Source organism: Nannocystis pusilla, from assembly GCF_026626665.1.
GTDB classification, from domain to species: Bacteria; Myxococcota_A; Polyangia; order Nannocystales; family Nannocystaceae; genus Nannocystis; species Nannocystis pusilla.
The window spans coordinates 8,083,680-8,108,812 of the sequence record NZ_JAPNKE010000002.1 but is presented as its reverse complement, the minus strand read 5'-3'; the positions used below and the strand labels follow the sequence as shown (position 1 = coordinate 8,108,812).

The 25,133-nt window shown below is 70.7% G+C and carries 24 protein-coding genes and 3 pseudogenes; 16 read left to right on the top strand and 11 right to left on the bottom strand.

What is annotated here, in order from left to right; translation table 11 throughout:
- Positions 1-6 precede the first annotated feature (6 nt).
- Positions 7-189 (top strand): hypothetical protein, encoded by a 183-nt coding sequence (locus OV079_RS35710; protein WP_267773922.1) that lies wholly within the window; start codon positions 7-9, stop codon positions 187-189.
- Positions 190-350: 161 nt separating this feature from the next.
- Here the strand turns inward: OV079_RS35710 and OV079_RS35705 are convergent, their stop codons facing one another.
- A complete protein-coding gene (locus tag OV079_RS35705) occupies positions 351-1,430 on the bottom strand; it encodes a M28 family peptidase (RefSeq protein ID WP_267773921.1) in 1,080 nt (359 codons plus the stop codon).
- Positions 1,431-1,660: 230 nt separating this feature from the next.
- On the opposite strand from OV079_RS35705, the gene OV079_RS35700 reads away from it, so the two are divergent.
- Both OV079_RS35700 and OV079_RS35695 read left to right on the top strand, forming a co-directional pair.
- Positions 1,661-2,881: a type I restriction endonuclease gene (locus tag OV079_RS35700; protein ID WP_267773919.1), complete on the top strand. Its 1,221-nt coding sequence runs from the start codon at positions 1,661-1,663 to the stop codon at positions 2,879-2,881.
- Between the two features lie 134 nt (positions 2,882-3,015).
- The gene (locus OV079_RS35695; RefSeq protein ID WP_267773917.1) at positions 3,016-4,248 is read left to right on the top strand and encodes an MYXO-CTERM sorting domain-containing protein; all 1,233 of its coding nucleotides are present in this window, start codon (positions 3,016-3,018) and stop codon (positions 4,246-4,248) included.
- A 132-nt stretch (positions 4,249-4,380) separates the two neighbouring features.
- Here the strand turns inward: OV079_RS35695 and OV079_RS35690 are convergent, their stop codons facing one another.
- Positions 4,381-4,515, bottom strand: coding sequence for a hypothetical protein (locus OV079_RS35690; protein WP_267773916.1), 135 nt, complete (start codon positions 4,513-4,515; stop codon positions 4,381-4,383).
- 583 nt (positions 4,516-5,098) lie between these two features.
- Positions 5,099-5,927, bottom strand: a pseudogene (locus OV079_RS59170) (serine hydrolase domain-containing protein); the annotation flags it as partial.
- 478 nt (positions 5,928-6,405) lie between these two features.
- Between OV079_RS59170 and OV079_RS35675 the strand changes: the two are divergent.
- Both OV079_RS35675 and OV079_RS35670 read left to right on the top strand, forming a co-directional pair.
- Entirely contained in the window at positions 6,406-6,957 is a 552-nt protein-coding gene (locus OV079_RS35675) for a hypothetical protein (RefSeq protein WP_267773913.1), read from the top strand.
- A gap of 74 nt (positions 6,958-7,031) precedes the next feature.
- A pseudogene (locus OV079_RS35670) lies at positions 7,032-8,564 on the top strand (AMP-binding protein).
- 94 nt (positions 8,565-8,658) lie between these two features.
- Here OV079_RS35670 and OV079_RS35665 read toward each other — a convergent pair.
- Positions 8,659-9,738, bottom strand: a complete 1,080-nt coding sequence (locus OV079_RS35665) for an aldo/keto reductase (RefSeq protein ID WP_267773911.1) — start codon at positions 9,736-9,738, stop codon at positions 8,659-8,661.
- Between the two features lie 93 nt (positions 9,739-9,831).
- Here OV079_RS35665 and OV079_RS35660 point away from each other — a divergent pair, with 93 nt between their 5' ends.
- Entirely contained in the window at positions 9,832-10,239 is a 408-nt protein-coding gene (locus OV079_RS35660; protein WP_267773909.1) for a MarR family winged helix-turn-helix transcriptional regulator, read from the top strand.
- Between the two features lie 55 nt (positions 10,240-10,294).
- Here OV079_RS35660 and OV079_RS35655 read toward each other — a convergent pair.
- From OV079_RS35655 to OV079_RS35645, 3 genes and pseudogenes are all read right to left on the bottom strand, one after another.
- Positions 10,295-10,638, bottom strand: a pseudogene (locus tag OV079_RS35655) (DUF779 domain-containing protein).
- A complete protein-coding gene (exaC, locus tag OV079_RS35650; protein WP_267773908.1) occupies positions 10,638-12,158 on the bottom strand; it encodes an acetaldehyde dehydrogenase ExaC in 1,521 nt (506 codons plus the stop codon). Before exaC ends, OV079_RS35655 begins: the two are co-directional and overlap by 1 nt.
- 169 nt (positions 12,159-12,327) lie before the next feature.
- Positions 12,328-12,792, bottom strand: a complete 465-nt coding sequence (locus OV079_RS35645; RefSeq protein ID WP_267773907.1) for a GFA family protein — start codon at positions 12,790-12,792, stop codon at positions 12,328-12,330.
- A 169-nt stretch (positions 12,793-12,961) separates the two neighbouring features.
- Between OV079_RS35645 and OV079_RS35640 the strand changes: the two genes are divergently transcribed.
- From OV079_RS35640 to OV079_RS35595, 10 genes are all read left to right on the top strand, one after another.
- On the top strand, positions 12,962-13,357 hold the full coding sequence (locus OV079_RS35640; protein ID WP_267773906.1) for a YchJ family protein: 396 nt from the start codon (positions 12,962-12,964) through the stop codon (positions 13,355-13,357).
- Between the two features lie 63 nt (positions 13,358-13,420).
- Positions 13,421-15,169 (top strand): right-handed parallel beta-helix repeat-containing protein, encoded by a 1,749-nt coding sequence (locus tag OV079_RS35635; protein WP_267773905.1) that lies wholly within the window; start codon positions 13,421-13,423, stop codon positions 15,167-15,169.
- Positions 15,170-15,442: 273 nt separating this feature from the next.
- On the top strand, positions 15,443-16,441 hold the full coding sequence (locus OV079_RS56500; protein ID WP_267773904.1) for a restriction endonuclease: 999 nt from the start codon (positions 15,443-15,445) through the stop codon (positions 16,439-16,441).
- A gap of 42 nt (positions 16,442-16,483) precedes the next feature.
- Complete coding sequence (locus tag OV079_RS35625; protein ID WP_267773902.1) at positions 16,484-17,020, top strand: GNAT family N-acetyltransferase; 537 nt, start codon at positions 16,484-16,486, stop codon at positions 17,018-17,020.
- Positions 17,021-17,514: 494 nt separating this feature from the next.
- Positions 17,515-17,898, top strand: coding sequence for a hypothetical protein (locus OV079_RS35620; RefSeq protein ID WP_267773900.1), 384 nt, complete (start codon positions 17,515-17,517; stop codon positions 17,896-17,898).
- A gap of 291 nt (positions 17,899-18,189) precedes the next feature.
- Positions 18,190-18,648: a hypothetical protein gene (locus OV079_RS35615; RefSeq protein ID WP_267773899.1), complete on the top strand. Its 459-nt coding sequence runs from the start codon at positions 18,190-18,192 to the stop codon at positions 18,646-18,648.
- 193 nt (positions 18,649-18,841) lie between these two features.
- Positions 18,842-19,243, top strand: coding sequence for a hypothetical protein (locus OV079_RS35610; protein ID WP_267773898.1), 402 nt, complete (start codon positions 18,842-18,844; stop codon positions 19,241-19,243).
- 43 nt (positions 19,244-19,286) lie between these two features.
- Complete coding sequence (locus tag OV079_RS35605) at positions 19,287-19,796, top strand: GNAT family N-acetyltransferase (protein WP_267773897.1); 510 nt, start codon at positions 19,287-19,289, stop codon at positions 19,794-19,796.
- 344 nt (positions 19,797-20,140) lie between these two features.
- Positions 20,141-20,575, top strand: a complete 435-nt coding sequence (locus tag OV079_RS35600) for an FG-GAP repeat domain-containing protein (protein ID WP_267773896.1) — start codon at positions 20,141-20,143, stop codon at positions 20,573-20,575.
- Positions 20,572-21,768, top strand: a complete 1,197-nt coding sequence (locus OV079_RS35595) for a GON domain-containing protein (RefSeq protein WP_276603952.1) — start codon at positions 20,572-20,574, stop codon at positions 21,766-21,768. Before OV079_RS35600 ends, OV079_RS35595 begins: the two co-directional genes overlap by 4 nt.
- Positions 21,769-21,813: 45 nt before the next feature.
- On the opposite strand, the gene OV079_RS35590 is transcribed toward OV079_RS35595, so the two are convergent.
- The 4 genes from OV079_RS35590 to OV079_RS35575 form a co-directional block, all read right to left on the bottom strand.
- The gene (locus OV079_RS35590) at positions 21,814-22,674 is read right to left on the bottom strand and encodes a LysR family transcriptional regulator (protein WP_267773895.1); all 861 of its coding nucleotides are present in this window, start codon (positions 22,672-22,674) and stop codon (positions 21,814-21,816) included.
- A gap of 186 nt (positions 22,675-22,860) precedes the next feature.
- On the bottom strand, positions 22,861-24,009 hold the full coding sequence (locus OV079_RS35585) for an OmpA family protein (protein ID WP_267773894.1): 1,149 nt from the start codon (positions 24,007-24,009) through the stop codon (positions 22,861-22,863).
- A 42-nt stretch (positions 24,010-24,051) separates the two neighbouring features.
- On the bottom strand, positions 24,052-24,465 hold the full coding sequence (locus tag OV079_RS35580) for a hypothetical protein (protein WP_267773893.1): 414 nt from the start codon (positions 24,463-24,465) through the stop codon (positions 24,052-24,054).
- 91 nt (positions 24,466-24,556) lie between these two features.
- Positions 24,557-25,132, bottom strand: a complete 576-nt coding sequence (locus OV079_RS35575) for a hypothetical protein (protein ID WP_267773892.1) — start codon at positions 25,130-25,132, stop codon at positions 24,557-24,559.
- Position 25,133 lies beyond the last annotated feature (1 nt).

Here is a 25,133-nt window from a genome sequence, read left to right as displayed (position 1 = left end):
CGGCTCGTGCTCGTCACGGTGATCGCCGCCAGCGGCGACTGGGGCGCCTACGACGGCTTCCCCAGCAGCGGCCCCGCGCGCGACGTTTGTGATGCCCTCGTCCCGCGCGACACCTTCCCCGGCTGCGAGGCCCGCGTCCTCATGACTGCGATCGTCTCGCCCTCGCCGTCGGCCTCTCGATCGAAGTGATAGCCGCGCAAGAGCTCGGCGGGCCGCAGACCGCTCGCGGGGATGGGCGGCGGCGCGGCGCCTGGATCGACGAGCGCGATGCAGGCCCCTGTCGGCGGACGTCCGCGCGGCTCCAGGCCTGTCCCATCGGACAGACCTATTAATAAAAGAGCGAGAGACGATCAGGACAGGGCGTCTTCGAGGCCGGCGACCATCCACGACAGCTGCTGGCGCTGCTGATGGCTCAGCGGGCCGCGAGCGGCGGCGGCGGCCAGGGCGTCGAGCTCGGCGACGGCCAGAGAGGCGACGGGGAGGCGGGGCGCGAGGTGGCGCGCGAGGGTCCGCAAGGAGGCGAGGGTGGCGACGTCGTCGCGCGCCGCGGTGTCGAACGGCGCGGGCGCGTCGGGCCGCTCGCGCAGCAGCTGGACCAGGCGGGCGAGGTAATCGACGGTGGCGACGATCTTGTCGTAGTCGAGCCGGTCGGGGGTGTCGGTCGGCTGGCGGTAGTGCTCCCAGCGCCCGCAGCTGAGGAAGAGCACTGGGACGCCGGCCTTGCGGAAGGCGTGGTAGTCGCTGAGCGGCGGGAGGACGTCGAGGTCGGCGCGGCGCGGGTAGATGCCGCCGGCGATCGCCGCGTCCTCGACGAGGTCGCCGGTGCCGGGACTGAGCTCGGCGCCGAGGACGAACAGCGAGTCGCGGACCTCGCTCGGGCAACCCACGGGCCCGAGCGCGTGGCCGCACAGGTCCATGCACAGCATCATGTCGATGCTGGCGAGCGGCACCGTCGGGTGGGCGACGTGATGCATCGAACCCATGGTGCCGTGGAGGAAGTGCGGCGGCTCCTCGCCGTCGTACGCGGCCAGGACGACGCGCCGGCCCGACCGCCCGCGCGCGAGCAGGTCGCGCCCGAGCTCGACGAGGATAGCGACTGCAGCGGCGTTGTCGTCGGCGCCCCAGAAGACGGCGTCTTCCGACAATGAGCCCAAATGATCGTAGTGCGCGGCGACGACGATCGTGCGCTCGCCGAGCGGCCCGGCCCCGGGGACCTCGGCGAGGACGTTGGCGCCGCAGTCGGGCACGGGCTGCAAGTAGCCGTCGGTGCCGCCGGGCCGGGCTCCGATGGCGCGAAACTCGTCGACGATCCGGGTGCGCGCTGCGACCCCCTGGGGCGTGCCAGGGGCCCGTCCTGCGCACTCCGGCGAACAGAGGTAGCGAACGAGGGCCTCGATCCGCGCGCGTCTCTCCGATGGGCGAGTTTGCATGCGAGCCATCGTAGCGGAAATCGTGCGGCGGCCGGGCTGGGGACGTCGGCGGGCGCGATCTCGTACTTCTCGGCCATCGGTTCGCCTCGGTTCGCGCTGAACAAGGGTCTGAATGCGGCGAGCGTGACGAGGGCGAGACCGCTCGCGCGCGGTATGGTTTATTGACCCCACGGTCGTCATCGACCTACACTGGAAAGATCGGAGAGATCATGGGCGCATATCATGACCAATTGCAGAGGCTCGCAGAGCAGATTCGCAAGCGCTTGCCTCATGTGCACGGAGAAGAATCGACGAAGCAGGCGCTGATTCTGCCCTTCATCGCGGCCCTCGGCTACGATATCTACGATCCGACGGAGATCCGGCCCGAATACGTGGCCGACTTCGCCAAGAAGCGCCCTGGAGGTCCGGCGGAGAAGGTCGATTATGCCATTCACCTGGGCGGGACGCCGGTCATCTTCGTCGAGTGCAAGGCGGCCGACGTCTCGCTCCACAACTTCAGCGGACAGCTCGCACGCTACTTCAACGCCACTCCCGCCTGTCCGGTCGCGGTGCTGACGAACGGCGTGAAATACATGTTCTTCACCGATCTCGAGGAGCGGAACATCCTCAGCGAGAAGGCGTTCTTCGAGTTCGACATTTTGAACTTCACGGAGGCCGATGTCGAGGTATTGGAGTCGTTCTCGCGCGAACGATTCAACCCGAGCGGGGTCCGTGAGCAGGCCGAAGAGATCATCTACACGAGCAAGATCAGCGGCTACATCGGCTCCATCCTGCGAAACCCGCCCGAGAACTTCACGCGGTTCGTCCTCGGCGAGCTCAGCGTCTTCGCCGGCAAGCGGCTCACCCCTCGGGTCATCGAGAAGTTCACGCCCACGATCAAGCGCGCGATCCAGGCCACGCTGCTCGACATGGCGACGCGGTCGATCAAGGACCAGGGCGAACAGAAGACGGAGCCGCCGGTCGTCGCGCCGCCTCCGAAGCTCGAGGTGGTGGCCACGTTGCCGCCGTCGCCCGTGATGAAGGTCGAGGACAAGCCTCCAGCGCCGGCGGCACCGGCGGCACCGGCGGCCCCGGCGGCACCGACGACGCCCAATATCGTCACGACCCCGGAGGAGCTCGAGGCGCTGGACATCATTCGAGCGATCTGCGCCGATTCGCCGGTGAGCCCGAGTTCGCCGATCCTTCACAAGGACACGAGCAGCTGGTTCACGATCTCGACGATCTCCATTCGCCGGTGGTTCGTGCGCCTCTACTTCAATCAGCGCAAGAAGTCGATCTTCACCAAGGTGTCGCCCGAGCAGGCCAAGGCGCTGTCCCCCGGGTTCGAGGTCGACAAGGGGTTCGTGTACATCAATTCCGTGAAGGACCTGTACAGGCTGCGGCCGCTGCTGCTCCTCGCGTACGAGGAGGCCGCGCGGCAGACGGAGCCGGCCGAGGCCGAGGCGGGTTGAGCGGGCCGGGCGGCAGCGATGACAGAATGGCCGTGATCTGGCCATCTCACCGCCTCCAGGCTCGTGACGCGGTTTCGGAGGCGGGACCTGCTGCGCTGTTGGGTCGAGCTCGGGGTTCGTGATAAAAGAGGGCGATGGCTCTCTTCGAATCGCGGCCTGGGGTGCTGGGGCTCGTGCTCGTGACCTGCTTCGGCGCGCGCGAGGCGGCGGCTTGCCTCGACCTCGGCCTTCCGTGCGCCGATGTCGCCACGTGGACGACGGTGCAGTCGACGGCGGAGTCGCAGAAGGTGCCGCGCGACGGGATGTTTTTGCTGCGGGTGTCCGGGCCGGCGCTCACGCCGGTGCCGCTCGACGTGATGACCGTGGAGGTGACGCTCGACGGGGTGGTGGTGGACGGCGCGCTCGAGCAGACGGGGATCGGCGGGGTGCTCGGGTGGCGGCCGGCGGGGCTGCTGCAGGCCGACAGCACGTACGTGGTGGCAGGCACGATCCACAACCTCGACGCGATGCCGGGCAACCCGAGCTGCGGGCTGGAGTTCGAGCCGTTCGAGTTCGAGGTGAGCACCGCCAGCGAAGTGATGCCGCCGCTGCTGCCGCCCCAGGTGAGCGGCGAGGAGGCGGTGGAGTTCGCCGAGCCGCTCGCGCTCGACAACCTGGTGTGCTGTGACGGGGCGTTCCCGGTGACGTTCTCCGGGTGCGGCAGCGGCGGCAACACCGTGGACTTCTCGGAGGGTCACTGCGCGCCGATGCAGTACACGGGGCGGCTCGGCGTCGAGCTCACGGGCGTGGTGCCGGGCACGGGCAAGGGGGCCTCGATGCTGAGCGTGGCGCGGATGATCGGCGACGAGGTGGTCGACGAGACGCTGGTGACGGAGTCGTTCAAGTTCCGCACGCGCGAGGCGGGGCCGTTCTGCGACCAGGTGGTGCTGCGCAACCTGGTGACCGGCGAGACGGCGATGTCGGCGGTGATGTGCCACGGCGACGCGCTGGTCGATCGACTGGGGGCACAGACGCTGACGCCGGACTCGCCCGAGCTGGCGGTCTGCGTCGGCGCGCCGTACGTGTGCGAGATCGACGAGCTCGGTGATTCGTGGGACCCCGATCGCTGCACGCAGTGGCCGACGAGCGAGGAGGACACCGACGGGCCGGAGGAGCCGACGACGGGGAGCCCGACGACGGGCGGGTCGACGAGCGGGCCCGGCGAGTCGGGCAGCGGGACGGCGGGGTCGACGGCGGACGACGGGGCGACGACGAATCCGGCCGATGGATTGGTCGAGCACGGGTGCGCGTGCGCGAGCGGTGGAGCGGCGGGCGGGGCGTGGTTGGCGGCGCTGATGCTGCTGGGGCGGCGGCGACGGCGTCTTTAAACAACAAATGTGTCTTTCGAGGCAGGTAGAGGCTGGAGGGTGAGGCTTCGGTATGTCTTTTAGGACAGATTATCGAGGCGCCCCGGGGCGCGAAGGCCTGCGGTCCCGTGGCGCCGTGCGTGGCCGCCGGGCTCAGGTGTCGCTGCGGACCAGGCGGTAGCCGGCCCACGACAGCGCGGGGCCGTCGGGGCCGTCTTCGGCGGCGACGCGCTGGCCCTTGCCGCGGCCGACGCCGAAGATCCGCGCTTCGTGTGGGGCCGAGGGCACGAGCGCGTAGCGGGCCAGGGTCGAGCTGGTGGCGAACGCCTGCGGCAGCTCGAGGCGGAGCTCGAGGCCGCCGGGGACGTGCTCGAGGTGCGCGGCCTTGAAGGCGGCGACCTCGCCGGGGCCGGCTTCGGGGCGGTAGCGGCCGACGCGGTGCAGCCAGTCCTCGGGGACAGGTCCTTCGGGACAGCGGACGCCGACGCGGGTCTGGACGCCGCGGACGGTGCTGGTGAGGACGTGGTGGCCGTCGCGGTCGGCGATGGTGACGTGGGCGTCGGGGTTGTCGGCGCTGTGGAAGCCGCCGCCGGGCGCGGGGATCAGGGCGGTCTTGCCGAGCTCGGCGCGCGAGGCGAGGCCGCCGCGCTCGATGTCGAGGCGGACGACGTCGAACTCGTTGGCGTAGCGGCCGACGTGGGCCTGCAGGGCGGCGCGGTCGAAGGGCGCGCGCGCGGGTCTCGGCGTCGCCGGCGCTGGGCGGGAGGTCGAGGCCGTCGCGCTCGAGCAAGGCGGTCTGCAGGGCGAAGGCGGCGAGGTCCTCGACGCCGCCGGCCTCGCGGAAGTTGGCGAGGACGGCGACGCCGAGGCCGCGGTCGGGCAGGACGAACAGGACCGCGCGGTGGCCGAAGGTGCGGCCGGTGTGCCAGGCGACGCGACCGGCGTGGACCAGGCCGACGTGCTGCAGCGCGAGGCCGAGGCCCCAGCGCTCGTCGAAGTCGAGCGGGCCGGCGGCTTGCGGGGTCAACATGGCCGCCGCGGCGCCCTCGCCGGCCATGAGCCAGCGCAGCAGCGGGACCAGGTCGAGGACGCTGCCGTACATGCCGGCGGCCGGCCGGAGGCGCAGACGCGGCTCTTCCTCGCGCCGGCCGGCGCAGTAGCTGGCGGCCATCTGCGCCGGCGGGTCGAAGCGCAGGCCGGAGCCGCCGAGGGCGAGGCGGGCGACGTCGAGGGCGCGCTCTTCGTATGGCTTTTTAGACATGTTATCAAGGACATGTCCCATGAGCGTGTAGCCGACGTTGCTGTAGGCGTACCAGCGATCGGGGGCGGCGACGAGTGGTTCGTCGGCGACCTCGTCGGCGAGGTGGCGCCAGTCGAGCGGGCGGGCGCCGAGGCTGCCGCGGTGCCAGTCGGAGATCAGGCCGGAGCGGTGGCACAGCAGGTGGCGCAGGCGGATCGCCTCGCTGCCGGGGGCGCGCATGCGGGAGGTGGCGCTGCAGCGGCGCGTCGAGGTCGAGGTCGCCGGCCTGCCAGGCGCGCACGGCCATGAGGGCGGTGTAGATCTTGGTGAGCGAGCCGAGCGCGTAGACGGTGTCGGCGGCGGCGGGGAGCCGCGCCTCGCGGTCGGCCACGCCGAAGCCGGTGGCCCAGGCGAGCTCGCCGCGGTCGACGAGGGCGATGCTGAGGCCGACGACCGGCATCTTCTCGCGCCAGGCGTCGATGAGGGCGGCCACGGTGTCGCGCGTCTCGCCGAAGCCGGGCCCGGGCTCGACGCGCCGGCCACACGCGAGCGCGGCGGTCGCGGCGAGGAAGCTGCGGCGGCGCACGCAAGCATCGTACGCCAGAGCGCGGGGCGATCGGCGACGCGCGCTGCGATCCCAATGGAGCGCGAGGACTGGCTGGAGGTCCGGCACACGGGGTGAGCGACGACGCGGCCTCGGATGAGCGCGAGGACTGGCTCGCGGTCCTGCCACGGGCAGCGACGACGCGGCCTCGGACGGAGCGCGAGGACTGGCTCGCGGTCCTGCCACGGGGGCGAGCGTAGGCGGACGAGTCCGACGCGGAGCGGGGCGGCGGTGATGCGCGATCTCGGAATGTCCGAAGGACATGTGAGTCGCGGGGCGCCGCGCGCGGGCGCGCCTTGCTGGGCCCGGCCCGCTGCGATAGCTTGGCGCCACCGTGGACTTCCGCTCGCTCCGCGTCGCCGACCTCGAGGTTCGTCTGTTCGGCGAAGCGCCGGGGTCGGGAGAGCGGGTCGAATTCGTCGACGTACGGGCGGCGGCGGCCTTCGTGACGCAGCTGCTCGGCGACCCGCGCGACGGCCTGGTGCTGCGCCGGCTCGCCGGCGAGCTCGAGTTCTTCGGCGGCGAGGACGTGGTGAGTCGGCTGGCGGGGGCGCTGGTGGCGGGCCGCCTGGTGTTCACGCGTGCGAGGGCGCCGGAGGCTCCGCTGGTGGGGCCGGCGGGTGAGCAGGCGGAGGGCGAGCGGGCGAACGAGGACGGGTTCGCGGCGATGGAGGCGGGGCCGCCGACGCACTGGGTGGAGATCCAGCTGGTCGGTGAGGACGGCGAGGGGATCCCGGGGCAGCGCTATCGCATCGTCGCGCCGGACGGCGTCGAGTGGCGCGGCTTCACCGACTCCCTCGGCGTCGCCCGGCTGAGCCGGATCCCCGGCGGCACCTGCCAGGTCTTCTTCCCCGACCTCGACGCCGAAGCGTGGGAGCCGGCGTGACGGCGCGCAGGCGATCGCCGCGCCGCTGATTTCGTGCGATCCTGTCGGCCTCTCTCTCGCCGCAGGAGCCCGTCTTGCTGGTCCCGCTCACGATCCTCGACTTCATGCGCCGCGCCGAGCAGGTCTACGGCGAGCGCGTCGCAGTGTTCGACGAACCATCGCAGCCGGCCGCGCCGCTCGGCCCGCTGACGTACGCACGCCTGGCCGCGCTGGCCCGCGCGCAGGCGGCCGGGCTCGACGCGCTCGGGGTCGGGTTCGGCGAGCGGGTGGCGATCGTGTCGCACAACGCGGCGCGCATGCTGGTGTCGTTCTTCGGGGTGGCCGGTCACGGGCGCGTGCTGGTGCCGATCAACTTCCGCCTCAGCCCGGCCGAGATCGCGTACATCGTCGAGCACTCGGGGGCGTCGATGCTGCTGGTCGACCCGGAGCTCGACGCGGCGCTGGCGGAGGTGAAGTGCGCGCGGCGGTTCGTGCTCGGGGCCGAGAGCGACGCGCTGCTGCTGCGCCACGAGGCCGCGCCGGCGCGCTGGCAGGCCGACGAGCAGGCGACCGCGACGATCAACTACACCAGCGGGACGACCGCGCGGCCGAAGGGTGCAGCTCACGCACCGCAACCTGTGGATCAACGCGACGACGTTCGCGCTGCACACGGGGGTGTCGGACCGCGACGTGTATCTGCACACGCTGCCGATGTTCCACTGCAACGGCTGGGGCATGCCGTTCGCGCTGGCAGGGCTGGGGGCGCGACAGCACGTGCTGCGCAAGGTCGACGGGGCGGAGATCTTGCGCCGCGTGGCGGCCCACGGGATCACGCTGATGTGCGGCGCGCCGGCCGTGTTCAACGCGATCCTGGCGGCGGCGCAGCAGTGGCAGGAGAGGTGCCGGGGCGCGGCAAGGTCCGCGTGGTGTGTGCCGGGGCGCCGCCGCCGACGCGGACGATCGAGCGCGTCGAGTCGGAGCTCGGCTGGGAGTTCTTGCAGATCTACGGGCTCACCGAGACGTCGCCGCTGCTGACGATCAACCGCACGCGCGAGGAGTGGGACGGGCTCTCGGGGCACGAGCGCGCGGAGAGGCTCGGACGCGCGGGGGCGCCGGCGCTGGGGACGGAGATCGAGGTCGACGCGCACGGCGAGGTGCTGGCGCGCGGCAACACGGTGCTCGAGGGTTACTGGCAGGAGCCGAAAGCGACGGAGACGGCGCTGGAGGACGGCTGGTTCCACACCGGCGACGGCGGCACGCTCGACGCCGAGGGCCACCTGGTGATCTCGGACCGCAAGAAGGACGTGATCATCAGCGGCGGCGAGAACGTGTCGTCGATCGAGGTCGAGGACGCGCTGTGCTCGCACCCCGCGGTCGCGGAGGCCGCGGTGATCGGGGTGCCCGACGAGAAGTGGGGCGAGACGGTCAAGGCGCTGGTGGTACTCGCGCCCGGCACGTCGGCCACCGAGGCGGAGCTGATCGCCCACTGCCGCCAGCGCCTGGCCCACTACAAGTGCCCGACCTCGGTCGAGCTGCGCACCGAGCTGGCGCGCACGTCGACCGGCAAGCTGCAGAAATTCAAGCTGCGCGCGCCCTACTGGGAGGGGCGCACGCGGCAGGTCAACTGATCGCGGGTCGCCGAGCGGTCGAGCGCGGTCGCTCGACCGGGGCCTGCGCGGGAGCTCGTCGCACTCGCGCGAAGCTGGCGGATCCGTATCGCGCTCAGTACGGCTTCTCGCCCTTCTGCAGGATGAACGGGCTCGGCGGGGCCTGCACGCCGTTGACGCGCGTGCCGCCGTTGTGGATGGCGGGGAAGTACGGCTGCATGCTCTGCGGGAAGCCGAAGGTCGGCCTGGTGAGCGCGTCGAGGCGGGCCAGGTCGTCGGACGTGAGCTTCACTTCCAGCGCCTTGACGTTGTCCTCGAGCTGGGACACGAGGCGCGCGCCGATGATCGTCGAGGTCACGCCCGGACGGCCCTGCACCCACGCCAGCGCGACGCGGGCGACCGTGGTCTCGTGGGCCCTGGCGATCTCCTGCAGCGTGTCGACCAGGGTGAAGGTCTTCTCGTTGAGGAACGGCTCGACGAACGCGCCGCGGCCCGGCTTCTCGGTGCTGGTGCGGGTGTACTTGCCGCTGAGCGCGCCGCTCTTCAGCGGTGACCACGGGGTGATGCCGATGCCGAACTCGAGCGCCAGCGGCACCAGCTCCTGCTCGACCGAGCGCTCGAGCAGCGAGTACTCGATCTGCAGGCCGATGAAGGCCGACCAGCCGCGGAACTGCGCGAGCATGTTGGCCTGCGCGACCTTCCACGCCGGGGTGTCGGAGACGCCGATGTAGCGGACCTTGCCGGCGCGCACGAGGTCTTCCAGGGCCGCCATCGTCTCCTCGATCGGCGTGTGGACGTCCCAGTTGTGAAGCCAGTAGAGGTCGATGTAGTCGGTCTGCAGGCGACGCAGCGAGTTGTCGCACGCCGCGAGGATCGACTTGCGGCCCGAGCCGCCGCCGTTGGGGTCGCCGGGATAGAGGTTGCCGCTGAACTTGGTGGCGAGCACCAGGCGGTCGCGGCGCGCCGGGTGGCGGCCGATGTGGTCGCCGAGGATCTTCTCCGAGTGGCTCTTCGTGTAGAAGTTCGCCGTGTCGATGAAGTTGCCGCCGAGCTCGATGAAGCGGTCGATGATCTTCTGCGACTCCGAGACGCTCGAACCCCAACCGAGGTCCTCGCCGAAGGTCATCGCACCGAGGCAGAAGGGGCTCACGCGCAGGCCGGAGCGGCCGAGCGTCACATAATGGTCGAGGGACATCGTGACTCCTGGTATGTTCGAGTTGGTTCAGTCTCGAACTTGTTCAACCTTGAACTGGTTTAGTCTTGAACTAACTGGAGCGCAAGAGGGGTCATGACGAAAATCGACGCCGCCAGGCTGTGGTCGCTCAATCACCGTTTGCTGATGTCCGTGATCGCCACGGTGGCGGCCGAGGTGGGGGCGCTCGGCCTCGAGCCCAAGGAGCTGTTCGTGCTGTCGGAGGTCGACGAGCACCCGTACCCGGCCGAGCTGGCCGCCGCGCTGGTGATGCCGAAGCCGAGCATGACGGTGTACGTGAAGCGGCTCGAGGCGGCAGGCTTCCTGCGGCGGGAGATCGACGCGGCCGATCTGCGCAAGCATCGCCTCCTCATCACGCCCGCCGGGCGCAAGGTGATGCAGCGCGGCCTGACGCTGCTCGCCGACGCCTTCGCCGAGCGGCTCGCTCGCCTGAGCGCGGGCGAGCAGGCCCAGCTGCGCGGGCTGCTCGAGAAGCTGTGCTGATGTTCCTGAGGACATGCCATGAAGGACATGTCCCCATAGACATCCTCGGCGCGGCTCAGGGGACGCCGCAGAGGTCGGAGCGGATCAGGAAGCGCACGCCCTCGGGGGCCTCGAGCGAGAAGCCGGAGCCGCGGCCGCGGACGACGTCGAGGGTGAGGCGGGTGTGCCGCCAGCGCTCGTACTGGTCGCCGCCGATGTAGAACGGGGCGTCGCCGACGTGGCCGAGCAGGACGTCGCGGGCCCCTATTTCAATTCGCCGGCGGGGTAGCACATCGGCGCGCTGCCGTCGCAGCAGCCGCCCGACTGGTGGAACATCAGCGGGCCGTGCTGCTCGCGCAGCGCGGCGATCAGCGCCAGAGCGGCCGGGGTGGCGCTGACCGCGGGCGGCGTCTCGCTCATCAGAAGAACCCCATCGGCTTGGGGTCGTAGCTGACGAGCAGGTTCTTGGTCTGCTGATAGTGGTTCAGCATCATGCGGTGGGTCTCGCGGCCGATGCCCGACTGCTTGTAGCCGCCGAACGCCGCGTGGGCGGGGTACAAATGGTAGCAGTTGGTCCACACGCGCCCGGCGGCGATGTTGCGGCCGGCCTTGAAGGCGGTGTGGACGTCGCGGGTCCACACCCCGGCGCCGAGGCCGTAGAGCGTGTCGTTGGCCTGGGCGATCGCGTCGTCGAAGCCGTCGAAGCTGCCCACCGAGACCACCGGGCCGAAGATCTCCTCCTGGAAAATGCGCATCTTGTTGTGGCCCTCGAAGATCGTCGGCGCCACGTAGAAGCCCTCCTCCAGGCCGTCGCCGAGGCGCACGCGCTCGCCTCCGGTGCGCACGCGGGCGCCCTCCTTCTTGCCGATGTCGATGTACGAGAGGATCTTCTCCAGCTGGTCGTTGCTGGCCTGGGCGCCGATCATCGTGGCGGTGTCGAGCGGGTCGCCCTGGACGATCCGCCTGGTGCGCTCGGTCGCGAGCTCGAGGAAGGTGCCGTAGATCTTCTTGTCGACGAGGGCGCGCGACGGGCAGGTGCAGACCTCGCCCTGGTTGAGCGCGAACATGGCGAAGCCCTCGAGCGCTTTTTGGCGGAAGTCGTCGTCGTGGTCGAGGATGTCGGCGAAGAACAGGTTGGGCGACTTGCCGCCGAGCTCGAGCGTCACCGGGATGATGTTCTCGGAGGCGTACTGCATGATGAGGCGGCCGGTGGTGGTCTCGCCGGTGAACGCGACCTTGGCGACGCGCGGGCTCTGGGCCAGCGGCTTGCCGGCCTCGATGCCGAAGCCGTTGACGATGTTGACGACGCCGGGCGGGAGGATCGAGCCGATCAGCTTGGCCCACAGGAGGATCGTGGCGGGGGTCTGCTCGGCCGGCTTGAGCACGACGCAGTTGCCGGCGGCCAGCGCGGGCGCGAGCTTCCACGCGGCCATCAGCAGCGGGAAGTTCCACGGGATGATCTGGCCGACCACGCCGAGCGGCTCCTTGAGGTGATACGAGACGGTGTGCTCGTCGAGCTCGGCGAGGGTGCCCTCGTCGGCGCGGATGCAGCCGGCGAAGTAGCGGAAGTGGTCGATCGCAAGCGGCAGGTCGGCGGCCAGGGTCTCGCGGACCGGCTTGCCGTTGTCCCACGTCTCCGAGACCGCGAGCTCCTCGAGGTGGGCCTCCATGACGTCGGCGACCTTGTTGAGAAGGCGGGCCCGCTCGGCGGCCGGGGTCCTGCCCCACCTGTCCTTCGCGCCATGTGCTGCGTTCAGCGCCAGCTCGACGTCCTCGGCGCTCGAGCGCGCGACCTCGCAGAAGGTCCGCCCGGTCACCGGGCTCGGGTTCTCGAAGTAGCGCCCCTTGACGGGGGCGACGAACTCGCCGCCGATGAAGTTGTCGTAGCGCGACTCGTAGCTGACCTTCGCGCCGGGAGTGTTGGGCCTGGCATATCGCATGTCGTCGGTGCTCCTCCGCGGGCCACGATACAACCGCGGCGGAGCGCGTGCGTGGGGCCTTCAGCCGACACGCCGGCGAGGGGCGCGCCGCGCGTCCGGAGAGGCTCGATGTGGGTGGCCGACCTATCGCTGTTCCGCCGCGAGCGCGGCCGCAGTGCGCGGGCTGCGTTCAGCCAGGGCGCGGGCCGCGGGCGGCGAACTCCTGCATGAGGGGGCCGTACTGCTCGGGCGGGGGCAGGTCGGGGAAGGAGTGCTTCGCCGGGGTGCTGGCCCACGGGAGCTTCTCGGAGGTCGCGGTCTCGATGAAGGGGACGAACCACGCGTGGTCGTCGAGCATGGTGGGCCGCACCACGACGAGGTGGTCCATGCCGTCGGGGCGGGTGAACAGCCACGACTTGCAGTGGGGGCAGTGGAAGTGGCGGTTCGGGCCGTGGAGGCCGCCGATCGCCGGCTCGCCGGCGGTGAGCGCGAAGCCCTCGGAGAGCATCAGCAGGCTCAGCGAGAAGGCGCTGGCGGTCATGCGCTGGCAGCCGCGGCAGTGGCAGGCCATGGTGACGAGCGGCGGCGTGGTGACGCGGAACCGCACGCGATCGCAGCGACAGCCGCCGGTCCAGGGGAGCTTCCAGTCGTTCATCGGGTCGTCCTCGCAGGGGGGTCACCGAGGCCTGGCTGTCCGGAAGAACAGGTGCGCCCGGCGCCTGAGTTCTACCCGCCCCGAGCGGGAAGACAAGGCCGCTGCAGCGAGCGAAGCCTCGCGTGCGACGCGTCGTCGCGGTGGCGCGAGGTGTGGCACCATGCGCGGCATGTCCAGGCGTTGCCCGTGCGGTCGTCGCACCTTCGAGAGCTGCTGCGGTCCGCTCCTCGCCGGCGCGCAGCGGGCCGAGACCGCGGAAGATCTGATGCGCAGCCGCTACACGGCGTATGTGGAGGGGGCGGTGGACTATCTCCTCGAGACCACAAGCGCGACGACGCGCGGGTCGATCGATCGCCAGCAGCTCGCCGCGTATTGCCGCGGGCTGCGGGGGATGTCGCTGCGCATCGTCGATACCGTCGCAGGCGGGGCCGCGGACGACACCGGCGTGGTCGAGTTCGAGGCGTCGCTCAAGTCGGAGGGGCGCCGGTTCGTGCAGCGCGAGCGCAGCCGCTTCGTCCGCGAGGACGGACGATGGGTGTACGTCGACGGCGATGTGCAGGGATAGCGGCGGCGCCGGCTCGGTGAGGTCCTGGTTGACGGCCGGCGGGCCGTGGTCGACGTTCGCGGGATGAAGCATCGCTTTGTCGTCCTCGCACCATTCGTCGCGTTGATCATGACCACGCCGGAGACGGCCCGAGCCGAGGCGCCGTGCGATTGCGACCACGTGATCGAGCTGTCCGGAGAGGTCGTGAGCGGCGCCGACATGGGCGTGAAGCCGGGCGACAGCGTGTGCGTGCGCGGCGGCGACCGGCCGTTCTTGCGCCTGCAAAAGTTCGTCGGCGAGGAGAACGCGCCGATCGAGGTCCGTAACTGCGAGGGCCAGGTCAACATCGACAACGACGACAAGGGCTACGGCCTCACCGTCGACGAGTCGCGCTACCTGCGGGTGACCGGCGCGGGCGACCCGGACATCCCGTACGGCTTCAAGGTGCGGGCGTCGCGGACGGGGCCCGACTACTCGGCGTTCGGGGTGGCGGTGGGCGGTCTCAGCAGCGACGTCGAGATCGATCACATGGAGGTGTACGAGGCAGGGTTCGCCGGGGTGGTGATGAAGACCGAGTCGCGCTGCGACGGCTCGGCCAACCTCGGCAACTTCGTGATGTACAACTCGCGGCTTCACCACATGTACATCCACGACGTGAAGGGCGAGGGCATCTACTTCGGCAGCACCGGCTACGGCGGGCGCAAGTTCACGTGCGACGGCATGGAGGTGACGCTCTATCCCCACGAGCACCACGGGGCGTGGATCCACGACAACATCATCGAGAACACCGGGTGGGACGGGGCGCAGATCGGGGTGACGCCGAAGGACTGTCACTTCTATCGCAACACGATCAAGAACGTCGGCACCGAGGGCGAGCTGTATCAGCAGCAGGGGCTGCAGGTCGGCGGCGCGTCGAGTTGCAAGATCTGGGGGAACACCCTGCTGGATGGGCCGACCAATGGCTTCTTCATCTTCGGCGCCGGCCACACGCAGCTCTACAACAACGTGGTCGCCAACTTCGCCGACACCGGCATCTACATCAACGATCAGAACCTCGACATGGGCTCGAAGATCGAGGTCGCCCACAACACGGTGATCTCGTCGGGCGACTGGGGGATCGCGGTGTTCGGCGCGGCGCTCGGGCCGGGCTTCCTGCGCAACAACGCGGTGGCCGGGGCGGGGATGGCGGAGATCGCGATCGGCGGCGAGGTGCCCGCGTTCATCGACGAGGGCAACCAGACGGCCGACGATCCGGACGGCTTCGGGTTCGTCGACGCGGCGGCGCGCGACTTCCATTTGACGGAGAACTCGCCGCTGCGCAACGTGGGCTTCCCGGTGCCCGAGTACGAGATCGTCGACGACCACGACGGGGTGCCGCGCGACGACGGGGCGCCCGACGTCGGCGCGTACGAGTTCACCGACACCGGGACGACCAGCGATACGACGACGACGGACGGGACGTCGACGGACGGGACGGCGACGGACGGGACATCCGAGGGGCCGACGAGCGGGCCGACGAGCGGACCGACGAGCGGGCCGAGCAGCGACAGCGGCGACGACACGGGCGTCGAGACCCATGGGAGCACCGGCGGGAACTCGGACAGCGAGTCGGGCTCCGTGTCGAGCAGCGACGGGGCGACGAGCTCGGTGACCGCGAGCGCAGGGACCGAGGGCGGCTCGACCGACGCGGACGCTGCGACGGCGGGCGAGAGCGAGACCGACGCGAGCGGCTGCGCCTGCTCGAGCGACGCGAACGCGAACGCGACCGCGGCGTGGCCGATGCTGCTGGTGCTGGTGGGCTTCCGCCGGCGCAAGCAGAGCGCGGTGGCCTGAGGCGCGAGAGCGCGAGCCCGCGAGCGAAGAAGCTCGCGGGCGAGCATTTGGACGGCGCCTGCGGGGCTCGGGCGCCGAGCGGTTGTATCGACAACGAGCTTCGGACGCGCCCGGCGGCGGCTGCGAGGCTCCGGGGCGGTTCCGCTCATTGCGACGACCCGTGATTGTCGTCATTCCCCGCGGGTACCGGCGAGTGCCCGCAATGCCCCATGGTGCGGGCGATCTGGCCGAAAAGCAGTACCCAAGGGGCTGGCGGCGTGGGATGGTCGGCGCGTGGTGAAGATCGACAAGCAGGAGGCGACCCGCGTCGATCGCCTGCACCGCACCCTCGACGTGCCGCAGGCCGATCGGATGAGCAACATCCGCCAGCTGGTGGCGGCGGTGCGCGACGGCATCGAACACGCGGGCATGCTGCTCGAGCTGCTGAACGTCGATCGGCGGCACTTCCTCTACTACCGCCAGGCGGCGGTGATCCTCGGAGTCATCGAGTTCAATGCGCGCGGCGGAGTGCTGGTGACGTCGCTCGGACAGCGGCTGCTGGCCACGAGCGAGGGCTCGCGCGAGGAGCGGCAGGTGTTCGGGGAGGCGGTCGGACTGGCACGAGCGCTGCGGCCGTTCGCGTCGTTCTTCGCCGGCGAGCCGCTCGACCTGGCGACGCTGACGCGCCGACTCGAGGTGCTGACGGGGCTGTCACGGACGACGGCGGAGCGGCGGGCGCACACGCTGATCAAGTGGCGCCGCTACCTGCAGGGGCCGGACGCGGCGCCGGGCGGGCTGGAGCTCGGAGATCCAGCGCCGCAGATCGAGGCCCTGGTGGCGCGACACAACGCGCTGGTGAAGCAGCAGACGCTCTTGTGGCTGATGAGCGTCGACCCGCGCAAGTTCGAGGCGATCGTGGCGGAGCTGCTCAAGGCGATGGGCTACGTCGACGTCGAGCAGCGCGGCGGGCCGCTCGACGGCGGGGTCGACGTGGTGGCGGCGCGCATCGACGCGTGGGGGCATCGGGCGCGGATCGCCGTGCAGGCCAAGCGCTACGCGCAGCCGGTCGGGCGCCGCTACGTCGACGAGCTGCTCGGGGCCTACCGCCGCCAACAATTCGCGGAGGCGCTGCTGGTGACGACGTCGGAGTTCTCACCGCAGGCGGTCGGCGCGGCGCACGGGGAGCCGAACCTCAAGCTGGTCGACGGGCTCAAGTTCGTCGACATGCTGGCGCAGCACGGGGTGCTGCTGCGCGTCGGCCGGTTCGGTGAGCTCAAGCTGCACGGCGCCTGAATCGCAGGTGCGCCCGGCCGCGCGTTGGCGCAAGATCGGCGCATGAGCCCGACGCTCCGCCTCGCCACCCCCGACGACGCGCCCGCGCTGCGCGAGCTGATCGCCGCGTCCGCGCGCGGGCTGCAGCGAGACGATTACTCGCCGGCGCAGATCGAAGCGGCGCTGCGCTCGGCCTTCGGGGTCGACACGCAGCTGATCGCCGACGCGACGTACTTCGTGGCCGAGGCCGCGGGCAGGCCGGTGGCGTGCGGCGGCTGGAGCTTCCGGCGCACGCTGTTCGGCGGCGACGACCAGCCGGGTCGCCAGGCCGAGCGCCTCGACCCCGCCCGCGAGGCGGCGAGGATCCGCGCGTTCTTCGTCGATCCGGGGTGGGCCCGGCAGGGGCTGGGTCGGGCGATCCTGACGCGCTGCGAGTCGGAGGCCCGCGCGGCCGGCTTCGTCGCGGCGGAGCTGATGGCGACGCTGCCCGGGGTGCGCCTGTACGCGGCGCTCGGCTATCAGGCCGCGCAGCCGCAGGAGATCCCGCTGGCCGGCGGGGTGACGATCACGTTCGTGCCGATGCGCAAGGCGCCGCTGTGAGCGGTGCGATGCGACATGTCTCGAGAGACATGTATAAAGACAGAGCGGTCGCTCGCTCGATTCGGCCGGCCGCTCGACGGGCGCGGGTGAATGCGCGGATGCTGCCGCTCGCTCGCAGTGGCGCGATGATGTGGTCAATCGCGGGGAATCGTGGGTGTCGACGGGACGCCGCGTCCAGGTCGACGCGACAGCGGCCCGTGCGGGGTCGGGGAGGCGTTTCGGCGGGGCGGGGCACGCGATCGCGCCGGCGGACGACGGGCTCGGCCGGGTGCTTGTCGGTGAATGTTTATAGTGTGATGGTGGGCACAATCGGGGCCGCGCCGCCGCGGGAGCCCCTGCACGGCGAGATCGCGGCGACCTGAGCCGAATCGCGGGATTTCGAGCGCGGCGGCGCCCGATTCGAGTCGCCCTCAGACTCACGGCATTCCACGAGGGAGCCGCGAACGCCGCGCGGGCGGCGGATCCCTCGCAGCGGACGACAAGGAGTGCGAGCGATGATTTTTAACAAGAGATCCAAGCGGCGGTTCTACGCGGGCCTGATGATCGCGGCGGTGGTGGTCGGCTGCGCGGCCTCGGACGACGACGACGGTGCGGAGCAGGTCTGCGCGGTGGACGCTGACGACACCGACTGCGACGTGTGCATCAAGACCGGCTGCTGCGGCGCCTACTCGTCGTGCCAGAACGACCCGGATTGTTACTGCGTGCTCAACTGCGCCAACGAGAACCAGCCGCGCGAAGTCTGCGCGACTCGCTGCGACGTGACGACCACCGAGATCACCGACGTCCTCACCTTGCTGGGCGGCACCGACCAAACCTGCAGCGTCCAGTGCGACGACGAATGCGCCGTGTACGGCTTCGTCGACGTCGACGGGATCTGACCTGAGCTCTGACGCAACAGAGGGGGTTCGCGCGGGGTCGACACGCTGTCGTCCCCGCGCGATGTCGTGGCAATTCGTCGCCGGCAGCGCCAGGTCGGTCCAGCGCTGGCGGCGCGAGCCGACAGGTGGGCGTGGAAGCTCGCGTAGGGGCGATCCGCGGGGTCTGGAGGGCGGTGCGCGATTGCGCGCGTGCGATCCACGGCGGCCGGCGGCGGCCCGGTGGTGGTAGAAGCGTGGGCGCGTGACCGCCTCGCCGCCTCGCCGCTCGCACTTGCCCGGACGTGCCGCGCCGTGTTGATGTCCGTGCAGGAGTACGTCGCCTGGATGACGCGGCTCGGGCGGTTCTCCGAGTCGGCGGCGGCACCCGAGCACGACCCGCGAGTGTGCGCGCGCTACTTGCAACTGCACGCGCGCTGGCTCGGCGGCCCGATCGAGGCGCCGGTGGTGGCGGTGGCGGGAGGGCTGGGGTTTTATCGCGACCCGCTGGCGGGCGGCAGTGCATGGGCGTGGGCGCTGGTCGGGGCGCTGTCGCATCCGGTGGTGCCGCTGGCGGGGCCGGAGATCGTCGCGGCGGCGGAGGCGATCGCGGCGACCCTGGCGGACGACTGTGGTGATTCGCAGGTCATGACCGACACCTTCGAGGCGGAAGGCCTCGGCGAGCCGACGAGCGCGGAGGGCCAGGCGTTCGCGTGGCTGGCGAGCCCGCGCGCCCGCTTCGACGGCAATTTTCGGATTACCTCGCCTCGCTGACGGCCGACCGGCGTCGCGCGGCGCGCAGCTGCTGGCGCGATTCGACGAGGCGGCGGGGTTCCGCTTCGAGCTGACGCCGGAGCCGCCGAGCGAGGCCGAGCTGACGTGGATCGGCGAACAGCTCGCGCGACAATGGGGGGAGGACGCCGCGTACGCGCTGGCGCAGCACCTGTGGCCGGTCGCGGTCGCCGAGGTGCGGCCGGGGCAGGCGCTGTTCATGCGCGTGTACGCCGGCGACGTGCTGGCGTACTTCAACGGCTATCTGGTGCGCGGCGAGATCATCACGTCGCAGTCGACCAGCCGCGACCTCGAGCTGCAGCACGACGGCCTCGGAGTGGTGATCGACCTGAAGGCGATCGCGCGGCTCGTCGAGGCGTTCCCGGCGGTGCGAAGGCTCGACCCGACCTGCCGCACCGGGCTCGACGATCCGCCGTCGATCGGGGTCGCCAAGCGCAAGGTCGTCAACGAAAACGCGTACAAGCCGGTGCTGCTCGTCGGGGCGACGCCACCGGAGTGCGCGGCGGGGCTGCCATATTTCGCGCCGGGCCGCGGCTGGGTGGCCGGGACGGCGGGGATCGTCGGGAGGCGGGTGTGAGCGCGGCTCGTAAAAGGCGCCGCCGCGGCTGACGCCGGCGATCGTGCGTCGCCTGGCCGCGGAGCTGCAGCAGCGCCGCGCGGGCGCGGGGCTGCGGGCGTTCGTGATGGCGGCGGCGGACATCCCGGAGATGGCGGCGATGAGCGCGACTGCGTTCGGCGAGGAGGCGCTGTCGCCGGCGAAGCTGCGGTTCTATCGCGAGCGCGCGCACGCGCTGGCGATCGGGCTGCGCCGCGAGGACGCGATCGTCAGCTACACGCTGGTCGAGCTGCATCGCGGGCAGCGGCGGGTCTACGTGGTCGAGACGTGCACGCGGGCCGACGAGCAGGGCCGCGGGCACGCGTCGTGGCTGCGCGCGCGGATGGCCGGGATCGCGTATCGACTGGGCTATCGCACGCAGACGACCCACGTCCGGCAGTCGAACACCGCGGCGCAGGAGCTCAATCGCCGGGCGGGGATGGTGCTGGTGCGGGCGATCGATGAATATTATGACGACGGCGAGACGGGGCTCTATCTCGCGCGGCCGCTGACGGACGCGGACGACGATTCATAGCAGTCGGCGGCCCGTCGCTCATTGCTGCAGTCCCCCGGGGTGCGCGGCGGCGAGCGTCGCCCCGTCGAGGTACGAATCCACGGCCCCGCCGGCTGCGGACGGAGAACGGTGTACTGCAGCGCCAGGACCGGTGAAACGGCGCTTCTTTGGCGGCAGCATCGACGCGGTCCCACGCCTTCGGCCGGATTCATGCGCCCCAGGACAAGGCGTCCGTCCTCCCAGCCGTCTACTCGCCCGGGCGGCGGCGGACCACGATGTGGAGGCTCGCGTCATGGCGAGCGACGGACCTCTTCTGGTGCACTTCGATGTCACCCCGATTTTGTCGCAAGCATACGACGCTCTTCGTGATCCCCTCCGCCTGTCTGGCGGCAGGCCTGCTGTTAATGTCCCGTTCGGCGATCGCCGCGCCCGGGTTCGACGAGGGATTCGACCTGCAGTGGTCGAATACCATCACCTACGCCGGGGACTTCGACGGCGACGGAATGAAGGATATCCTCCTCAATTATGGCGACGCCACCGGTTTCCGGGCCCTGTATTCCACCGGTGCGGGTTTTAAACAGGAGTGGACCCTGGCCTGGTCGCCGACCAACGTGTACGTCGGCGACTTCAACGGCGACGGCAGGGACGATTTTTTGATCAACTACGGTGACAGCACCGGCTTCCGCGTGCTGTATGCCCATTCCATGGGGTACGGGTTCTACCAGGGGCACACCTTCGGCGGGTCTCCACCCCGGTCCACGTCGGCGATTACAACGGCGACGGCAAGGATGACCTCCTGATCAACTACGGCGACAGCACCGGCTTCCGCGTGTTCTATGCCAACGCGTCCGGCACGGGGTTCACCCAGAGCTACACCCTGGCGTGGTCGGCCACGAACGTGTGGGTCGGCGACTTCAACGGCGACGGCAAGGACGACTTCATGATCAACTACGGCGATACCACCGGCTTCCGCGTGCTATACGCCAACGCCGCGGGCAACGGGTTCGCCCAGAACTACACCCTGGCCTGGTCGCCCACGACCGTGTACGTCGGCGACTTCAACGGCGATGGCAAGGACGACTTCGCCCTCAACTACGGCGATGCGACGGGGTGGCGCTTCGTCTACTCGACCGGCAGCAACAACTTCGCGCAGCTCCACACGCGGCCCGGCGGCGTCACGCCGCTCACCGTCGACGACTTCAACGGCGACGGCAGGGACGACCTCCTCCTCAACTACGGCGACGCCACCGGCTGGCGCGCCGTCTATTCCCTGGGCACGTCGTTCAAGCAGTACTGGACGCGCTCGTGGGGGAGCACGACCGCCAGGGCGGGCGACTTCGACGGCGACGGCAGCGCCGACTTCGCGGTCCACTACGGCGATTCCCGCGGCTTCCGCTTCCTCTACGGGAGCGGCTCCGGCGAGGGCTCGTGGCCCGAGTCATGCGCGGAGATCCGCGACATCGACGCGAGCAACGGCGACGGTGAATACCTGATCGAGATCGAGGGCCACGAGGTGGTGGTCACGTGCGTGGACATGGCCTCGACGCCCAAGGAGTACTTGACGCTGCCGAACACGGGAAGCGCGAATTACTCGGCGTACGGGACGGGCCAGAACACCTCGACGCCCGCGGTGAGGACCGAGTACACCAAGGTGCGCCTGAATCCGGTCGACCTGACTGTGGACATCACCGACAAGCGCTTCAGCACGAGCAACGGCAAATGGGCCCAATTCGGCTGGAGTTACCACTACGAGTGGGATTACGCGCACGCGGCCGATTGCCGCAGCCCGTGGTCGCAGACCGGGCGCGCCAACGTCGATCTGACCGGGACGCCGTTCGCGGTCGAGCAGGACCAGTTCGTCGTCTGGGGCTCCGAGCCGGCGGGCACTGTGACGTACAGCGCCGGCGATCAGGTGGTGGAGCTCACCGGCGGCGGCTACTGCGGCGACCACCGCCCGGAGGGCACGCAGCTGCAGCTGCGGTGGGCGGATTGAGCGGTCGTCACGCCCGCGACCACGGCGGGTCGCGCATGCGGTCGATCATGAAGTCGACGAACAGGCGGACCTTGATCGGCAGGCGGTTGGTCGGTGGATAGACGGTGTACACGCCCATCGGCCAGCTCCACGCCGGCAGCACCCGCCGCAGCCGACCGGCGCGCAGCGCCGCGGCGACGTGAAGGTGGGGACGAAGATGAGGCCGTACCCGCGGATGGCGCCCTCCAGCAGCATGTGCGAGTTGTTGGCGACCATGGGCCCGGAGACCTCGGTCTCGACCTCGGCCTCGCCCGAGCGCAGCTTCCAGCGGCCCGGGGTGGCGTGATAGGCGTATTGCAAGCAGGCGTGGCGGACGAGCTCGCCCGGTGACCCAGGGTCGCCGAACTGCTCGAGATAGGCGGGGCTGGCACAGACCACGCGCTCGGTGGCGGCGAGCTTGCGGGCGATGAGGCGCCCGTCCCCGAGGTCGCCGGCGCGGATCGCCACGTCATAACCCTCGGCGATCAGGTCGACGTGGCGATCGAGGAACACCAGCTCGAGGGTGAGCTCGGGGTGGAGGCCCTTGAAGTCGGCGATGATGTCCAGCATGAACTGGATGCCGAAGCCGGTCGGGAGGGTGACCCGCAGCTTGCCGCGCGGCGCGGATTGCAGCTCGGAGGCCATCGCCGCGGCGGCCTCGATGGCCTGGAGGGCCTCGGCGCACCGCTCGAAGTAGACCCGCCCGGCCTCGGTGAGCGTCAGCTTGCGGGTGGTCCGGATCAGCAGGGGCACGCCGAGGCGCTCCTCGAGGCGCGTCACCAGCTTGCTCGCATACGAGGTGGTGACGTCGAGGCGACGGCTGGCGGCGGTGAAGCTGCCCTCCTCGACCACGCGGACGAACAGCTCGGTCTCGAACAGTCGACTCACGGCCGCCCAGAGTAGCGCCAATTCAATGGGTCGATTCGGCTCCGCAGATGCAGACCGAATCATGCGAATGGAATCGCCCGGTCGCTCGGCGCGCGTGGAACAATACGATGTTCCATTGCGACGCCGACGACCGCGATGCCGCGGCGTGGTGCGGGCCGACCCCGGCGGGCAGCGAAATCCGGGGGCTCAGATGCCTTTGCGGCGGCCGCGACCGAAGTGCCAGGCGGCGTTGATGCCGATCTCGGTGGCGAACGCGACCGAGCCGACGCCGCCGGCGATGCCGAACTCGGCGTGGCCACCGAGGCTCCAGCGCTCGCTTATCTTGCCGAGGATCATCGGCCCGCCGAGCAGCCAGCCGGCGAAATCGACGCCGCGGACGGTGCCGTGGGTGATGGCGGCGCCGAGGCCGAGGCGCAGCGAGAACAGGCCGACGATGCGCTCGTTGCCGCCGCCGATCAGGAAGTTGCCCTCGGGGCCGATGAAGTGGGTGGCCATGTCGTACGCGAGAAGGCCCTCCTGGCGGCCGCGCACGCCGCGGTAGTGCAGGCGCGGGCCGCCGCCGACGTAGCCGCGCTCGCGGGCGCCGAAGCGCTGGGAGGCGTGGACGCCGACGCCGAAGTGACCGCCGTGGAAGTCGTTGCCCGGGTACATCATCGTGTAGCCGCCGAACAGGCGCAGGGCCCAGTCGGGCGGGCGCTTGGCCGGCCTGGCCGCAGGGACAGGTTCGGGCGCGGGCGCGGAGGCGACGGCGCCCTCGGCCGGCAGGCTGCCGGCGCCCTCGGTGACGATGAAGCCGGCGCGGCGGTTGGCGGTCCAGATCTCCTGGCACTCGGCGAGCTTGGCCTCGGCCACGGTGTCCTCCGAGCGGTTGCGACAGGCGGGCGGCTCGACGCGCTCGGGCTGGCTCTCGCCGTAGCCGCGGGCGTCGAGGCGCTCGCTGCCGACGCCGCGGCGGATCAGCGCGTTGCGGATCGACTTGGCGCGCTGGTCGGACAGCTCCTGGTTGGACTTGGTGCTGCCGCGGCTGTCGGTGTGGCCCTCGACCCGGATCTTCAGCTCCGGGTACTGCTTGAGGACGGCGGCGTAGCGGTCGAGGATCTCGTCGGTGCCGCCGCCGAGCAGGGCGGCCGAGCCGGTCTCGAACTCGATCTCGCCGTTCTCGTAGTCGAGCTTGTCGCCGTGGCGCACGATCGTCACCGAGGCGCCGCGGACGATCGGCTTGTCGGCGGAGCCGTCGATCGGTGGCGTGGACACGTTCAGCGAGGCCGAGGCCTTGCAACCGGTGACGCCCGCGAGCGCGAGGACGACGACGAGGTGGCGGACAGGTCTGCGCATGCGCGGAAAATACACCACACCGGCGCCGACGAAGCGACGAACTCAATCGCCGGTGAGGCGCTGGCGGCCGGCGCGGGTCAAGCCGCAGACGAACAGCTCCATACGATTGCTGGGCAGCTGCGTGGCCTTGACCTCTTCCATGCCCATCGCGGAGATCGAGGCGAGCAGCCGCGGGATGTGCCGGACTGCGCGCCAGTCGTCGAGCTTGAGGGTGAGGAGAACACCGTGAAGCGCGTGGCGCGGGCGGGCGGCGAGGCGCCGGGCGGTGATGAGGGCGACCTGCGGGGCGAGGTTCACGTCCATCAACACCCAGTGCAGCGCGGCCGGCAGGTCGGCGCGCTGGACCATGCTCATCGGGCGATGGAGGTGAATGAAGCGATTGTCGGCCGGGGCCGCGCCGCGGTAGTCGAGGACGACCGGGTCCATGAGCGCCGGGTCGATGCCGTAGACGGTCACGCCGCGGCGCAGCAGCGCGTAGGAGGCCCCGCCGGGGCGCTGCCGATCTCGACCGCCACGTCGCCGGGGCGCACCGGGGCGCCGGACCAGATCAGCGCCTCCTCGAGCTTGCGATAGGCCCGCGAGGGCGCCTCGGGCGGCATGTCGACGGCGATCCGCCCGCCCGGGAACGGCGAGTGGCCGGGGCCGTGGACGTGGTAGCCGACCACCACGGCTCGCCCTCGGCGACGATGACGTCGAGCACCCAGTCACCGGGCTCGGCGACCTCGCCGGCGAGCAGCGGGTGCTGTCCTTCGGGCCAGGCGGCGACGAGGGCCGCGCGGGCCTCGGCGGCGCGCGGGCCGTAGCGGAAGCCGGGCGGCTCCTCGCCGGGGCGCGAGACGTCGCGCTCCCACACGTGCAGACGCACGGGATGTCCCGGAGGACATGTCCCGGAGAGCATTGTGAACACCTTCGTCGCGTCGTCGGCCGGGCCGAGCGAGGCCCCGAAGGCGCGGACGAACACGGCCGGCAGCGGGGCGTCGGCGGCCACCGGGGTCGGCGACTTGAAGGTGACGAGGCCCGGCCGGCTGTAGGCGAAGCGGAGCTCGGGGCGGAGCGCCGCGAGCTCGAACTTGACCGCCGGCTCGGCGCCGAGCTGGCACACGCAGAAGAGGAAGTGGGTCACG

Coding starts and splice junctions, on each gene's coding strand:
- OV079_RS35705 (WP_267773921.1), bottom strand. CDS start 1,430: ATGCAAACTCGCCCATCGGAGAGACGCGCGCGGATCGAGGCCCTCGTT.
- OV079_RS35695 (WP_267773917.1), top strand. CDS start 3,016: ATGGCTCTCTTCGAATCGCGGCCTGGGGTGCTGGGGCTCGTGCTCGTG.
- OV079_RS35665 (WP_267773911.1), bottom strand. CDS start 9,738: ATGTCCCTCGACCATTATGTGACGCTCGGCCGCTCCGGCCTGCGCGTG.
- OV079_RS35660 (WP_267773909.1), top strand. CDS start 9,832: ATGACGAAAATCGACGCCGCCAGGCTGTGGTCGCTCAATCACCGTTTG.
- exaC (WP_267773908.1), bottom strand. CDS start 12,158: ATGCGATATGCCAGGCCCAACACTCCCGGCGCGAAGGTCAGCTACGAG.
- OV079_RS35645 (WP_267773907.1), bottom strand. CDS start 12,792: ATGAACGACTGGAAGCTCCCCTGGACCGGCGGCTGTCGCTGCGATCGC.
- OV079_RS35640 (WP_267773906.1), top strand. CDS start 12,962: ATGTCCAGGCGTTGCCCGTGCGGTCGTCGCACCTTCGAGAGCTGCTGC.
- OV079_RS35635 (WP_267773905.1), top strand. CDS start 13,421: ATGAAGCATCGCTTTGTCGTCCTCGCACCATTCGTCGCGTTGATCATG.
- OV079_RS35625 (WP_267773902.1), top strand. CDS start 16,484: ATGAGCCCGACGCTCCGCCTCGCCACCCCCGACGACGCGCCCGCGCTG.
- OV079_RS35620 (WP_267773900.1), top strand. CDS start 17,515: ATGATTTTTAACAAGAGATCCAAGCGGCGGTTCTACGCGGGCCTGATG.
- OV079_RS35585 (WP_267773894.1), bottom strand. CDS start 24,009: ATGCGCAGACCTGTCCGCCACCTCGTCGTCGTCCTCGCGCTCGCGGGC.